The following is a 13,365-nucleotide window of genomic DNA, read 5'->3' on the forward strand; positions in this document are numbered from 1 at the left end:
CCGGTAAAAAATCAGAACGGTAATTGGAGATCAGGGGCAACACGTTTCAACTGGGCGTGGAACACGTCCTTGATGCGCTGCAACTCAGCCTCGGTATCCGCCTCGAAGCGCAGGACCAGCACCGGTGTGGTGTTGGACGCGCGAACCAGGCCCCAGCCTTTGGCGTAATCGACTCGCACACCATCAATGGTGGTCAGGTTGGCGCCTTCACCCCATTGCGCATCGTGCAGTGCGTCAATGATGCTGAATTTGCTCTCCTCGGTCACATGGATATTGATCTCTGGCGTAGAAATATCATTCGGGAAGGTCTGAAACAGCTCCTGCGCCGTGGATTTTTCCTTGCTGAGGATCTCCAGCAGACGGGCGGCGCTGTAAATGCCGTCGTCAAACCCGAACCAGCGCTCCTTGAAGAACACGTGGCCGCTCATTTCGCCGGCCAATAGCGCACCGGTTTCCTTCATTTTCTTTTTGATCAACGAGTGACCGGTCTTCCACATTAGTGGGCGGCCCCCGTATTTCTTGATCAGCGGGGTGAGGCGGCGGGTGCATTTCACGTCGAAGATGATTTCGGCATTCGGATTGCGCGCCACCACGTCACGGGCGAACAGCATCAGCAGGCGGTCTGCGAAGACGTTCTCGCCGGTGTTGGTCACCACCCCGACGCGATCGCCGTCACCGTCGAAGGCCAGGCCTACGTCGGCACCGGTTTCCTTGACCTTGGCGATCAGGTCCACCAGGTTTTCAGGTTTGCCCGGGTCCGGGTGGTGGTTGGGGAAGTTGCCGTCAACGTCGCAGAACAGCGGGATGATTTCGCAGTTCAGGGCTTCGAGCAGCTGCGGGGCGATCACGCCGGCTGCGCCGTTGCCACAGTCCACTACCACTTTCAGGCGGCGTGCGAGTTTGACGTCGCCGGTGATTTGGTCGGAGTAGCGTTGAAGGATGTCGACTTGGGTAATGCTGCCTTTACCGCTGGTCAGGTCGTTGTTCTTCAGGCGGTTGTGCAGGGCCTGGATCTGTTCGTTGGCCAGGGTGTCGCCGGCGATGACGATCTTGAAGCCGTTGTAGTCCGACGGGTTATGGCTGCCGGTGAGCATCACCCCGGATTTGCCGGCCAGTACGTTGGCGGCGTAGTACAGCGCAGGCGTTGGCACCAGGCCGACGTCGCTGACGTGGCAGCCGCTGTCCGCCAGGCCCTGGATCAGCTGTTCCACCAGCTCCGGGCCGGACAAGCGGCCGTCACGGCCTACCGAAACATTGGGCTCGCCCTGGGCCAGGCTCTGGGAGCCAATGGCGCGACCGATCCAGTAGGCGGTTTCGGCGGTCAGGGTCTTGGGCACCACGCCACGAATGTCGTAGGCGCGAAAGATGCTGTCGGGGAATGTCGGGGCTACTCGGGCTGCGGTACTCATCGCGGGGGGAAACTCCATCTGAAGGGGGCAAGGCTGGCCTTAAAGTGGCTGACCGGCAGGCTCAAACTGAAGGGTAAGACGGCGTTTTCGGCAGAGAGTTCGTGGTGTAAAAGTGCCATCGGAGTGCTGGCTCCGTTTGGTCTGTCGCGTAAACTTTTGATTTTGTTGTAGAAATCTCGCTGAATAAATCCGCGCATTCTTCATCCTGAATAGCCATGCGGTGGCGTCTTGCCGGACAACTGCGTCCGGCAAGATTCAGCTTAGTCAGTGGCTGCCGGAATGCCCAAAACCACCTGCGCCGCGTTGAGTCTCGTCGAACTCCTGTACCAGTTCGAAGTGCGCCTGTACCACCGGCACCAGCACCAATTGGGCGATGCGCTCGCCGACGGCGATGTTGAACGAGGTGTTGCCACGGTTCCAGCACGACACCATCAGTTCGCCCTGGTAATCCGAGTCGATCAGGCCCACAAGGTTGCCCAGCACGATGCCGTGTTTGTGGCCCAGGCCGGAGCGCGGCAGGATCAACGCCGCCAGGCCAGGGTCGCCGACGTAGATCGACAGGCCGGTAGGGATGAGGAGGGTCTGGCCCGGCTCAAGGACCGTGTCCTGCTTGAGCATGGCGCGCAGGTCCAGGCCGGCGGAGCCCGGTGTGGCGTAGGCCGGCAGCGGGAATTCGTTGCCGATGCGTGGGTCGAGGATCTTGGCTTGCAAAGCGTGCATGTAAATTAAACCTGGTTCAGCCGTTGGGCGATAAATGAGATCAGTTGGCGGGCAATCTTGCCTTTGCTGGTCTGGGCGAAAACGGTGGCGTGCAACTCGCGGTCGATCACGCTGATAGCATTTTCCTCACTGTTGAAGCCGATGCTCGGGTTTGCGACATCATTGGCAACGATCAGGTCGAGGTTTTTGTCTTTCAATTTGCGTGCGGCATAGTCGAGCAGGTGCTCGGTCTCGGCCGCGAAGCCGACACTGAATGGCCGGTCCGGGCGGGTGGCGATGGTCGCCAGAATGTCCGGGTTGCGCACCATTTGCAGGAGCAGGCCGTCGCCGCTTGTAGGGTCTTTCTTAAGCTTTTGCGGGGCGACGACTTCCGGGCGGTAGTCTGCAACCGCTGCCGAGGCGATAAACAGGTCGCAGGGAATGGCTGCTTCACAGGCCGCCAACATGTCCCTGGCGCTGACTACGTCGATTCGCGTGACGCGATCGGGGGTTGGCAAGTGCACCGGACCGGTGATGAGGGTGACGCGTGCGCCTGCCTCAACCGCGGCTTCGGCCAAGGCAAAGCCCATTTTTCCTGAGCTATGGTTGGTGATGTAACGCACCGGGTCGATGTTTTCCTGGGTCGGGCCAGCGGTGATCAGTACATGTTTGCCGGTGAGTGCCAGGTGCTGGAAGCACTCTGCGGCGCACTGCGCCAGGTCGGTGGCTTCGAGCATGCGGCCCATGCCCACATCGCCGCAGGCCTGGCTGCCGGAGGCCGGGCCGAACACTTTGAGGCCACGGCTTTGCAGGAGCTGGGTGTTGGCCTGGGTGGCCGGGTCGCGCCACATGGCCTGGTTCATGGCCGGAGCGATGGCGACGGTAGCGTCGGTGGCCAGTACCAGTGTGGTCAGCAGGTCATCGGCAATGCCTTGGGCCAGGCGCGCGATCAGGTCGGCAGTGGCTGGGGCGATCAGCACCAGGTCAGCCCATTTGGCCAGCTCGATATGGCCCATGGCGGCTTCGGCCGCCGGGTCCAGCAGGTCCAGGTGAACCGGGTGGCCGGACAGGGCTTGCATGGTCAGTGGGGTGATGAACTCACTGCCACCGCGTGTCATGACCACGCGCACTTCGGCGCCTTGGTCCAGGAGCCTGCGAACCAGCTCTGCGCTCTTGTAGGCGGCAATGCCGCCGCCGACGCCGAGAACGATGCGTTTCCGATACAGACGCTGCATTGGTTTGCCTTTCCAGTTCAGTGATGCCAGTTCAGTGACGCCTGCGATGCCCCCTCCCCAGGTGAAATCGCACGCAAAAAAGAGGGCTTAAGATAACACAGCGACCGTCGGGCAACAGCGGCGCACATGCACACGGAGGTGGGATGAGTATTCGCGATTGGCCTGTGGCTGAACGTCCACGGGAGAAACTTTTGGAGTGGGGCGCGGCGAGTCTGTCCGATGCCGAGTTGTTGGCAATCTTCCTGCGCACTGGGGTTTCGGGCAGAAGTGCGGTGGATCTGGCGCGCCATCTATTGGCGCAATTCGGTGGCCTTCGACCGTTGTTGGAGGCCAGCCAGACGCTGTTCATCCAGCATTTGGGGTTGGGGCCGGCGAAGTTTGCACAGTTGCAGGCGGTGCTGGAGATGTCCCGGCGCCACCTGGCCGAGCGCCTGCGTAGCGATTCGGTATTGGAGAGTCCGCTGGCCGTGCGTGACTACCTCAAGGCGCTGTTACGTCATGAGCCCCACGAGATCTTCGGCTGCCTGTTTCTCGACTCAAAACATCGTGTGCTGGGCTTCGAGGCGTTGTTTGAGGGCACCATCGACACCGCCATCGTTTACCCCCGCCAGGTGGTCAAGCGTGCGCTTGCATACAACGCGGCAGCGTTGATCCTGTGCCATAACCATCCATCAGGGAGTGTCGAGCCGAGTGCGGCTGATCGAAAATTAACCAAGTTGCTGCAAAAGGCGTTGGAAGTCGTGGATGTGCGGGTGCTGGATCACATCATTGTGGGCGACGGTGACCCGCTGTCGATGGCGGAATATGGGTGGATGTAGCCCCGCCCCATTAGGGCGGGGCAGGTTTTCAAGGCTTGACGCTGACCTTGGAGAAGTCCTGGCGTCCAAACGGGCTCACCTGGTATCCCTCGACATTCTTGCGCGCCAGAGCGAACGCCGTAGGGTGCGCAAGCGGTAGCCATAAAGCCTGCTGCTGGATCTGTGCCTGGGCCTGTTGATACAGCTTGCTGCGCACACCTTGCTCGCTGGTGGTCTTGCCGGCGCTGATCAGTTTGTCCAGGGTTGGGTCGCAGTAGCGGGCGAAGTTGGTGCCGGATTTCACTGCCGCGCAGGAGAATTGCGGGGTCAGGAAGTTATCCGGGTCGCCGTTATCGCCGGCCCAACCCATGAACAGCAGGTCATGCTCACCGGCTTTGGCGCGGCGAATCAGCTCGCCCCACTCGATCACACGGATCTCTGCCTGGATGCCGATTTTGGCGAGGTCCGCCTGCAACAGCTGTGCGCCCAGGTTAGGGTTGGGGTTCAGCAGGCTTCCGGTGGGTCGAGTCCAGAGGGTGGTCTTGAAACCATTCTTGAGGCCGGCCCGGTCCAACAGCGCCTTGGCTTTGGCGATGTCCTGTGGATAACCCGGCAAGTCCTTGGCATAGCTCCAGGTATTTGGTGGGTAAATGCCATTGGCTGCTTCGGCGGTGCCTTCAAATACGGCTTTCAGGTAGCTGTTCTTGTCGAAGGCCAGGTTGATCGCCTGCCGCACTTCGGGCTTGTCCAGCGGCGGGTGCTGGCTATTGATCGCAACGAATGCGGTCATGAAGGCTGGTGTTTTTTCTACTTTGAGCGCGGGATCTTTCTCTGCTTCACCCACATCCAGCGGCTTGGGCGACAGCGCGATCTGGCACTCATCACGGTGCAGTTTCTGCAGGCGCACGTTGGCATCCGGCGTAATGGCGAAGAGCAAGTTATCCACAGCCGGTTTGCCGGCGAAGTAATCCGGGTTGGCTTTGTAACGCACGACAGCATCTTTCTGGAAACGCACAAAAACGAACGGTCCGGTGCCGATCGGTTGGCTGTTGAGCTTTTCGGGCGTACCGGCCTTGAGCAGTTTATCGGCGTACTCGGCCGGGTAGATCGAGGCAAAGCCCATGCTGAGAGCGGCGAGGAAGGTCGAGTCGGCGTGATCGAGGGTGAAGCGCACGGTCAGCGGGTCGAGGGCGTCGATCTTCTTGACCAGCGTCGGCAGTTGCAGAGACTGCGCATGCGGGAAGCCGCTCTGGGCGATCTTGTGCCACGGGTTGGCGGGGTCGAGCATGCGTTCAAAGCTGAAGCGCACGTCTTCGGCGGTCAGGGTGCGGCTCGGGGTGAAATAGTCGGTACGGTGGAATTTAACCCCCGGGTGCAGCTTGAAGGTATAGGTCAGGCCATCCGGCGACACTTCCCAGCTGTCTGCGAGGCTCGGCACCAGCTTGCCGCTGACGGCGTCGTAGTCCACCAGGCGATTCATCAGTACATCGGCCGAGGCATTGGTGGTGGTCAGGGAGTTGTACTGCACCACATCGAACCCTTCGGGGCTGGCCTCGGTGCAAACGCTCAAACTGGTGGCGGCTTGGGCCAGCGGCGCGATAAATAGAGGGGCTAGCAATAGCGGTAGGGCAGCGAGGCGCATATTCGGTTTCCTTTGCAGATCGAAGGCCCATCTGCGAGTGCAGTCTGGAAAAAGCCTACCGTAGTGGTCTGTTTGATAAATGACTAGCCCATTTTTGCCTGTGCTTTTGGCGCAAATGCTGTTTTGATGGCGCCTCAGCGCGTTTCGCCGTGCACTTCATTGTGCCTGCGGGGCGCTGTAAATCATTCTGTGCGACGAGCGGTCGGCTGTTACAGCGGCCCCTCCTGGCAACGGTTCAGGCGTCTGTCGCCAAGATTTATGCCGGTAAAAACACACGGGCTGTTGTTGCACTAGGGTCTTTCTGGTATAAAGCAGCGCTCTTTTCTAGGGGCCCGGTTCCTTCGCTAGTAGGTGTAGCCGGTAAGACCCTAAAGAAACGCGGCGCCTGGCGCCAAATGACTGAGAGATTAAGCGGCCAACCCATGCCGGGTTGGGCATGTGGTTTTAGAGGGCTGAGGCATGTCGAGAGTCTGTCAAGTTACCGGTAAGGGTCCGGTGACTGGGAATAACATTTCCCACGCAAATAACAAAACCCGTCGTCGTTTCCTGCCGAACCTGCAGCATCACCGCTTCTGGGTTGAAGAAGAGAAACGTTTTGTTCGCCTGCGTGTATCTGCCAAAGGCATGCGTATCATCGACAAGCGTGGCATCACTGTCGTGCTGGCCGAAATCCGCGCCGCTGGCAAGATCTAAGGAGCTTTATCATGCGTGAATTGATTCGAATGATCTCTAGCGCCGGTACTGGTCACTTCTACACTACCGACAAGAACAAGCGTACTACCCCGGACAAGCTCGAAAAGAAAATGTTCGACCCGCGCGTTCGCAAGCACGTGATCTACAAAGAAGGCAAAATCAAGTAATTGATTTTCTTCCTTGTGAAAAAAAGCCCGTATCTCACGATGCGGGCTTTTTTTTGCCTGTGATTTCTTGATCAGGCTTTCTGTTCGAACACCACGTAGATCTTGCGGCACGGCTCCAGCACTTCCCAGGTGCCGCTGAACCCGGCGGGGATCACGAAGCGGTCGCCGGCGCGCAAAGTCTTGGCGTTGCCGTCGGCATCCCGCAACACGGAAACACCCTGCACAATCTCGCAGTACTCATGCTCCGTGTAATTGACCTTCCACTGCCCGACTTCACCTTCCCACACGCCCGCGCTCATCTGGCCGCACGGACTGTTGTAGTGGTTGTAGATGGTTTGTTCGGGATCGCCCTTGAGGATTTTCTCGGCGGCCGGACGGTAGCGGTCTGGGGCGGTGTTGGCTTGGCTGAAGTCGACGATGTCCTGGATGCTCATGTGTGTGTCCCGTCTGGCCTGGGGTTGGTGAGCCCAAAGTCTATGTTTATTAAAATGAACATCGCAAGGGCGTTTACCGCCGTTATGTCAAATATATTGAAACATCCCCAGCCGCTGGTTTAGGGTGGCAGCTGCCTTGAGCCGAACAGCAGGCTGGCCGGGCAAGAATTCTTTGAGGCTGCCGGGGGACATCACCTGGCCCTTGTATTCAATAAGAGGAGGACACTCGCATGACCACCCTGACCCGTGCCGACTGGGAACAACGCGCCAAGGACCTGAAAATCGAAGGCCGCGCCTATATCAATGGCGAGTACACCGCCGCTGTTTCCGGTGACACGTTCGAATGCATCAGCCCGGTCGATGGCCGCCTGCTGGCCACCGTTGCGAGCTGTGACGTCGCCGACGCCCAGCGTGCCGTCGAGAATGCCCGCGCCACGTTCAACTCCGGTGTCTGGTCGCGCCTGGCGCCAGCCAAACGCAAATCCACCATGATCCGTTTCGCCGCGTTGCTCAAGGCCAATGCCGAAGAGCTTGCGCTGCTTGAAACCCTGGACATGGGCAAGCCGATCACCGACTCCCTGGAAATTGACGTGCCTGGCGCAGCCAATGCGCTGAGCTGGAGCGGCGAGGCTATCGACAAGATCTACGACGAAGTTGCCGCCACCCCGCATGATCAACTGGGTCTGGTGACCCGCGAGCCGGTCGGTGTTGTCGGCGCGATCGTGCCGTGGAACTTCCCGTTGATGATGGCCTGCTGGAAACTCGGCCCGGCGCTGTCCACCGGTAACTCGGTGATCCTCAAGCCGTCTGAAAAATCCCCGCTGACCGCCATCCGAATCGCGGCTTTGGCCGTTGAGGCCGGTATTCCAAAAGGCGTGCTCAACGTGCTGCCGGGTTACGGCCACACCGTGGGCAACGCGTTGGCGCTGCACATGGACGTCGACACCCTGGTGTTCACCGGTTCCACCAAGATTGCCAAGCAACTGTTGATTCGCTCCGGCGAGTCGAACATGAAGCGCGTGTGGCTGGAAGCCGGCGGCAAGAGCCCGAACATCGTGTTTGCCGATGCGCCGGATTTGCAAGCCGCTGCCGAATCCGCCGCTGGCGCCATCGCCTTCAACCAGGGCGAAGTGTGCACCGCCGGTTCGCGCCTGCTGGTGGAGCGTTCGATCAAGGACACCTTCCTGCCGCTGGTGATTGAGGCCCTCAAGGGCTGGAAGCCGGGCAACCCGCTGGACCCGGCGACCAACGTCGGCGCACTGGTGGACACCCAGCAGATGAACACCGTGCTGTCGTACATCGAAGCCGGCCACGCCGACGGCGCCAAACTGGTCGCGGGCGGCAAGCGCACGCTGGAAGAAACCGGCGGTACCTACGTGGAACCGACGATTTTTGACGGTGTGACCAACGCCATGAAGATCGCTCAGGAAGAGATTTTTGGCCCTGTCCTGTCGGTAATCACCTTCGACAGTGCCGAAGAAGCCATCGCCATCGCCAACGACACCCAATACGGCCTGGCCGCAGCGGTGTGGACGGCGGACATCTCCAAGGCGCACCTGACCGCCAAGGCCCTGCGCGCCGGTAGCGTGTGGGTCAACCAATACGATGGTGGTGACATGACCGCGCCGTTTGGTGGCTTCAAGCAGTCGGGGAACGGTCGCGACAAGTCGCTGCATGCGTTCGACAAGTACACCGAGTTGAAGTCGACCTGGATCAAGCTGTAAGCAACACCGCTGATCCCCTGTAGGAGCAAGCTTTTGAGTGAGCTGGCTGCCTGCGATAGCAGCGCCAAGGTGTGACGGACACACCGAAGCATCGGCTATCGCGGGCAAGCCCGGCTCCCACATAAGCTCGCTCCTACAGTTCGTTTGCAACCTCGGAAATTATCCACAGGAGCGTGGAAATGCGTTGGGCGACTTATTTCGCCGTCCTGGCTTCGGTACTCAGCGTCGGCCTGGCCCTGGGCGTCAGCATGCCGCTGGTGTCCCTGCGCCTCGAAGGCTGGGGCTACGGCAGTTTCGCCATTGGTGTGATGGCAGCCATGCCGGCCTTCGGCGTGCTGCTGGGGGCGAAGGTCTCCAGCCGCATGGCTTCCTGGCTCGGCACCGCCAACCTGATGCGTCTGTGCCTGTGGGCCGGCGCGGTGTCCATCGGGTTGCTGGCGGTCCTGCCCAGCTATTCGGTGTGGCTGGTGCTGCGACTGATGATCGGGGTGATCCTGACCATCGTGTTTATCCTCGGCGAAAGCTGGATCAACCAGTTGGTGGTGGAGCAGTGGCGTGGCCGATTGGTGGCGCTGTATGGCTGCAGCTATGCCTTGAGTCAACTGTCAGGCCCGCTGCTGTTGGGCGTGCTGGGCACCGACCATGACTACGGTTTCTGGGTGGGCGTGGGCCTGCTGATGGTCGCGCCGCTGCTGTTGCTGGGGCGTTCCGGCGCGCCAACGGCTGATTCCTTCAGTGTCACCTTCGGCGATCTATGGCGTTTTTGCCTGAGCCTGCCCGCGATTGCCTGGGCGGTGGCGTTATTCGCTGCGTTCGAGGCGATGATTCTGACGCTGCTGCCGGTGTATTGCCTGCAACAAGGCTTTACCGCCGAGATCGCCTTGGCCATGGTCAGTACGGTGGTGGTTGGCGATGCGCTGCTGCAATTGCCCATCGGCGCGTTGGCTGACTACCTGCCGAGACGCACGCTGTTCTTGAGTTGTGCGGTGCTGTTGCTGGTCTCGAGCCTGGCGATTCCGCTGCTGTTGCACACGCCGCTGATCTGGCCGGTGTGGGTGATCTTCGGCGCCAGCGCCGGCGGGTTGTTCACGTTGTCGCTGATCCTGATTGGCGAGCGCTATCGCGACGACGCGCTGGTGCGCGCCAACGCTCACGTGGCGCAGTTGTGGGGCATCGGTTGCCTGATCGGGCCGCTGGTGGCCGGTGCGGGCAGCCAGTGGATCAGTGGGCATGCATTGCCGTTGTTGATGGCTGCCGGCGCGCTGGGGCTGGTGGTTTTGTTGCTGCGTCAGGGCGCATTTGGCGTTGCGCAGCCCGCCTGATTTTAAACGGGATCAAATGTGTACGGGCTTGCTCGCGAATACGGTGTGTCAGTTAACGGAAATATTGACTGACCCACCGCATTCGCGAGCAAGCCCGCTCCCACACGGGATCTTCATTGTTCCTAGAGCATGCGTTCCAATCCGACTGAGGTGGCGAACCAGGCATTAAACCTCCGCCACCAGCTGCCGGGTTCACGGCTCAGCGTGTGTAATTGGCCATTGTCCTCGGTCACCCATACCACCTGGCCGTCCTGCAATTTCGCCTGGTAGCTCAAGGCTGGCGACATGCCTTGCAGCGCTAGGTTGCGTACGTGCTCCGCCAGCTCGGGGCTGTCCACCAGCACGCCGACCTCGGTGTTCCACAGCACCGAGCGCGGGTCGAAGTTGAACGAGCCAATAAACGACTTCTCCCGATCAAAGATCATCGCCTTGCTGTGCAGGCTCGAGTCCGAGCCGTGGAAGGCGCCCCGGCGAAACAGGTGCGGGCCGCTGCCGCCGCTTGGGTCGCCGGGCTGGCGGCGCAGCTCGTAGAGTTTCACGCCGTGTTCCAGCAAAGCCTTGCGATAAGGCGCGTAGCCGCCATGCACGGCCGGCACGTCCGTGGCCTCCAGAGAATTGGTCAGCAGGCTTACCGACACGCCTGCATCGGCACGGCCGGTGAGGTACACCAGCCCGGGCTGCCCGGGTACGAAATACGCCGAGATCATTATCAGCTCACGGCTGACGCCGTTCAGCTCCGGCGCCAGTTGGGTAGTGAGCAGCAAGCGGGGGTCTGGGTCAGCTTCGGCCAACACCTTGCTCGGCGCATCCCACAATGCCTGGTTCCACGCCCAGATCAGCTCGCGGCGCCAGATGTCCATGCGCGGCTGGGTCTGGTAGGTGCGCAAGCGGTTGTACAGCGCGTGGTTCTGCTGACGAGATTCGGCCAGCGAGTCTTGCAGGCGCACGCGTGCGGCGGCCAGGTCGCCTTTGGACGGGCTGTTTGAAACAAAGTCATCAATCGGTTTGCTCAGCGCGCTGTTCCAGTACTGATCAAAACTGTGTCCGAGCTGCTCAGCCACCGGGCCGACGCTGAGCATGTCGATATCGGTGAAGTTCAGGTTCGGCTCGGCGTCGAAATACTCGTCACCCAGGTTGCGCCCGCCAACAATGGCCACACTGTTATCCGCCAGCCACAGCTTGTTGTGCATGCGCCGGTGTTGGAGCGACAGGTTGAACAACCGCCCCATGGCCCGCGTCACGCCGGTACTGCGGCCAAGGTGCAATGGGTTGAACAGGCGAACCTGGATCTGTGGGTGGGCGGCGAGGGTCGCGATGACGTGGTCGAGGCCGTCGCTGGTGGTGTCGTCCAGCAGGATGCGGATGCGCACGCCACGGTCGGCGGCTTTGAGCAGTTCATCCACCAGCATGCGGGTGCTGATGCCGTCGTGCACGATGTAGTACTGCAGGTCGAGGCTGCTTTGGGCATTGCGGATCAATTCGGCGCGGGCCATGAAGGCTTCGCTGCTATTGGGCAGCAGGCGAAAGCCTGAGCGTCCCTGATATGGCGCGGCCTGGGCCTGGATCGAGCGGCCGAATGACGATTGCGCAGCGGGCAGCGCATCGCTGGGCGTGCGCGGTGCATTGACCGTCGCGCAGCCGCTCAGGGCCACGGCGCCCAGCAGGAAAAACGGTAAAAGCCGTCGAATCATCAAGGGCGCTGCTTCCACGTCAGGGCAATTGTCGGCATATGACGGCTAATTCCTGCGAAAGGTCAGTCTGCAGTCTCGGCGAGCATTTTTATCGCCGCAGCGCCGACCTTGCGCACCGCTTCTTCGATCTGCGGGGTTGGCTTGGCAGCGTAATTCATGCGCAGGCAGTTCCGGTACTTGCCGGAAGCGGAGAAGATACTTCCCACGGCCACCTGTACGCCTTGTTCCACCAGCATGCGATTGAGCTTGAGGGTATCGAAACCTTCAGGCAGCTCGACCCACAGCATGAAACTGCCCTGTGGCCGGCTCGCCCGTGTACCCGCCGGGAAATAGCGACTGACCCAATCGAACATTAAGTCGCGATTGCGCTGGTATTGCGCGCGCATCCGCCGCAAATGCGGTTCGAAGTGGCCGTTTTTGAGGAATTCGGCAATGGCGATCTGCGGCTGTGTCGCCGTGGAGCCAGTGCTGATGTATTTCATGTGCAGCACCCGCTCCAGGTAACGGCCCGGTGCAACCCAACCGATGCGCAAACCGGGCGCCAGGGTTTTCGAGAACGAGCTGCAAAGGAGTACGCGGCCATCTTCGTCAAAGGACTTGATCGTGCGCGGGCGCGGGTAGCTGTAGGCCAGTTCGCCATACACGTCGTCTTCGATGATCGCCACATCAAAGCGTTGGGCCAGGGTCAGCAGCGCGCGTTTGCGGGCTTCCGGCATGATGTAGCCCAAGGGGTTGTTGCAGTTTGGTGTCAGCTGGATGACCTTGATCGGCCACTGTTCCAGGGCCAATTCCAGTGCTTCGAGGCTGATGCCGGTGAGCGGGTCTGTTGGTATTTCCAGGGCCTTCATACCCAGGCCCTTAAGGGTTTGCATGGCACCGTGGAAGCTTGGCGAGTCGACTGCGACGATATCCCCAGGTTCGCAAATGGCATGAATACTGGCGGACAGCGCTTCATGGCAGCCCGTAGTGATGACGATATCTTCGGCGTTGAGTTGGCAGCCGGAATCCAGAGACAGACGGGCAATCTGCTCGCGCAATTCCATACAGCCCAAGATGTTGTCGTAATACAGTCCGGGCATATCCTGGCGACGACTGATCCTTGCAAGGCTGCGCAGCAGGGGTTTCAGGGTAGGCGACAATACATCCGGCATGCCTCTGCCCATCTGTATGACATCTTTGCGGGGGACTGCGCGAATCAGTTCCAGTACCTGGTCCCACTGGGAGATTTCTACCGGTCGCTGCGCCGGGCGACCGACTTCGGGCAGGGCCGGCAGCTCGCGCCCGGCGGGCACAAAGTAGCCGGATTTGGGCTTGGGCATCGCCAGGCCGTTATCTTCCAGCAGGCGATAGGCCTGTTGAACGGTACTCAGGCTGACCCCGTGTTCCACACTCAAGGCCCTTACGGAAGGCAAGCGATCGCCGGGGCGATAGAAGCCCTGCTCTATGCGAGTGCCCAGCACTTCGGCGAGATTGACGTAGAGAGTCATGGCGGTCGCTCCCGTGGGACCATTACAGATACACAGAAAATACAGGATTCAGCCACCTGAAGGCA

General features: G+C 60.5%; 11 protein-coding genes and 1 pseudogene. 5 read left to right on the top strand and 7 right to left on the bottom strand.

Going from position 1 to position 13,365, the window contains the following annotated elements; translation table 11 throughout:
- Positions 1-11: 11 nt before the first annotated feature.
- The 3 genes and pseudogenes from ACDZ94_RS09335 to coaBC all read right to left on the bottom strand — a co-directional run.
- Positions 12-1,433 (bottom strand): annotated as a pseudogene (locus tag ACDZ94_RS09335) (phosphomannomutase/phosphoglucomutase); the annotation flags it as partial.
- Between the two features lie 240 nt (positions 1,434-1,673).
- Positions 1,674-2,129, bottom strand: a complete 456-nt coding sequence (gene dut, locus ACDZ94_RS09340; protein ID WP_221295900.1) for a dUTP diphosphatase — start codon at positions 2,127-2,129, stop codon at positions 1,674-1,676.
- 5 nt (positions 2,130-2,134) lie between these two features.
- Entirely contained in the window at positions 2,135-3,343 is a 1,209-nt protein-coding gene (gene coaBC, locus ACDZ94_RS09345; RefSeq protein WP_064454720.1) for a bifunctional phosphopantothenoylcysteine decarboxylase/phosphopantothenate--cysteine ligase CoaBC, read from the bottom strand.
- A gap of 143 nt (positions 3,344-3,486) precedes the next feature.
- Between coaBC and radC the strand changes: the two genes are divergently transcribed.
- The gene (gene radC / locus ACDZ94_RS09350; protein ID WP_064454719.1) at positions 3,487-4,161 is read left to right on the top strand and encodes a RadC family protein; all 675 of its coding nucleotides are present in this window, start codon (positions 3,487-3,489) and stop codon (positions 4,159-4,161) included.
- A gap of 28 nt (positions 4,162-4,189) precedes the next feature.
- Here the strand turns inward: radC and ACDZ94_RS09355 are convergent, their stop codons facing one another.
- Positions 4,190-5,782 (bottom strand): ABC transporter substrate-binding protein, encoded by a 1,593-nt coding sequence (locus ACDZ94_RS09355; RefSeq protein WP_432751370.1) that lies wholly within the window; start codon positions 5,780-5,782, stop codon positions 4,190-4,192.
- 459 nt (positions 5,783-6,241) lie between these two features.
- Here ACDZ94_RS09355 and rpmB point away from each other — a divergent pair, with 459 nt between their 5' ends.
- Together rpmB and rpmG are read left to right on the top strand one after the other, a co-directional pair.
- Entirely contained in the window at positions 6,242-6,475 is a 234-nt protein-coding gene (gene rpmB, locus ACDZ94_RS09360; RefSeq protein ID WP_003176907.1) for a 50S ribosomal protein L28, read from the top strand.
- Positions 6,476-6,486: 11 nt separating this feature from the next.
- Positions 6,487-6,642, top strand: a complete 156-nt coding sequence (gene rpmG / locus ACDZ94_RS09365) for a 50S ribosomal protein L33 (protein WP_003176906.1) — start codon at positions 6,487-6,489, stop codon at positions 6,640-6,642.
- Between the two features lie 71 nt (positions 6,643-6,713).
- Here the strand turns inward: rpmG and ACDZ94_RS09370 are convergent, their stop codons facing one another.
- Entirely contained in the window at positions 6,714-7,076 is a 363-nt protein-coding gene (locus ACDZ94_RS09370) for a cupin domain-containing protein (RefSeq protein ID WP_110620468.1), read from the bottom strand.
- A 230-nt stretch (positions 7,077-7,306) separates the two neighbouring features.
- On the opposite strand from ACDZ94_RS09370, the gene ACDZ94_RS09375 reads away from it, so the two are divergent.
- Complete coding sequence (locus ACDZ94_RS09375; protein WP_064454716.1) at positions 7,307-8,800, top strand: aldehyde dehydrogenase; 1,494 nt, start codon at positions 7,307-7,309, stop codon at positions 8,798-8,800.
- Positions 8,801-8,979: 179 nt separating this feature from the next.
- Complete coding sequence (locus ACDZ94_RS09380) at positions 8,980-10,122, top strand: MFS transporter (protein ID WP_432751371.1); 1,143 nt, start codon at positions 8,980-8,982, stop codon at positions 10,120-10,122.
- Between the two features lie 122 nt (positions 10,123-10,244).
- Here ACDZ94_RS09380 and ACDZ94_RS09385 read toward each other — a convergent pair whose 3' ends face one another.
- Together ACDZ94_RS09385 and ACDZ94_RS09390 are read right to left on the bottom strand one after the other, a co-directional pair.
- On the bottom strand, positions 10,245-11,813 hold the full coding sequence (locus tag ACDZ94_RS09385; protein WP_407016388.1) for a phospholipase D family protein: 1,569 nt from the start codon (positions 11,811-11,813) through the stop codon (positions 10,245-10,247).
- A gap of 62 nt (positions 11,814-11,875) precedes the next feature.
- Positions 11,876-13,300 carry a PLP-dependent aminotransferase family protein gene (locus tag ACDZ94_RS09390; protein ID WP_432751372.1) on the bottom strand — a complete coding sequence of 475 codons (1,425 nt, stop codon included), beginning with the start codon at positions 13,298-13,300 and terminating at the stop codon, positions 11,876-11,878.
- Positions 13,301-13,365 lie beyond the last annotated feature (65 nt).

Source organism: Pseudomonas sp. UBT (assembly GCF_050915955.1).
GTDB classification, from domain to species: domain Bacteria; phylum Pseudomonadota; class Gammaproteobacteria; order Pseudomonadales; family Pseudomonadaceae; genus Aquipseudomonas; species Aquipseudomonas antarctica_A.

Bases quoted from the DNA above. Each gene is read 5' to 3' on its own strand.
- dut (WP_221295900.1), bottom strand. From the start codon at position 2,129: ATGCACGCTTTGCAAGCCAAGATCCTCGACCCACGCATCGGCAACGAA.
- coaBC (WP_064454720.1), bottom strand. From the start codon at position 3,343: ATGCAGCGTCTGTATCGGAAACGCATCGTTCTCGGCGTCGGCGGCGGC.
- radC (WP_064454719.1), top strand. From the start codon at position 3,487: ATGAGTATTCGCGATTGGCCTGTGGCTGAACGTCCACGGGAGAAACTT.
- ACDZ94_RS09355 (WP_432751370.1), bottom strand. From the start codon at position 5,782: ATGCGCCTCGCTGCCCTACCGCTATTGCTAGCCCCTCTATTTATCGCG.
- rpmB (WP_003176907.1), top strand. From the start codon at position 6,242: ATGTCGAGAGTCTGTCAAGTTACCGGTAAGGGTCCGGTGACTGGGAAT.
- rpmG (WP_003176906.1), top strand. From the start codon at position 6,487: ATGCGTGAATTGATTCGAATGATCTCTAGCGCCGGTACTGGTCACTTC.
- ACDZ94_RS09370 (WP_110620468.1), bottom strand. From the start codon at position 7,076: ATGAGCATCCAGGACATCGTCGACTTCAGCCAAGCCAACACCGCCCCA.
- ACDZ94_RS09375 (WP_064454716.1), top strand. From the start codon at position 7,307: ATGACCACCCTGACCCGTGCCGACTGGGAACAACGCGCCAAGGACCTG.
- ACDZ94_RS09380 (WP_432751371.1), top strand. From the start codon at position 8,980: ATGCGTTGGGCGACTTATTTCGCCGTCCTGGCTTCGGTACTCAGCGTC.
- ACDZ94_RS09385 (WP_407016388.1), bottom strand. From the start codon at position 11,813: ATGATTCGACGGCTTTTACCGTTTTTCCTGCTGGGCGCCGTGGCCCTG.
- ACDZ94_RS09390 (WP_432751372.1), bottom strand. From the start codon at position 13,300: ATGACTCTCTACGTCAATCTCGCCGAAGTGCTGGGCACTCGCATAGAG.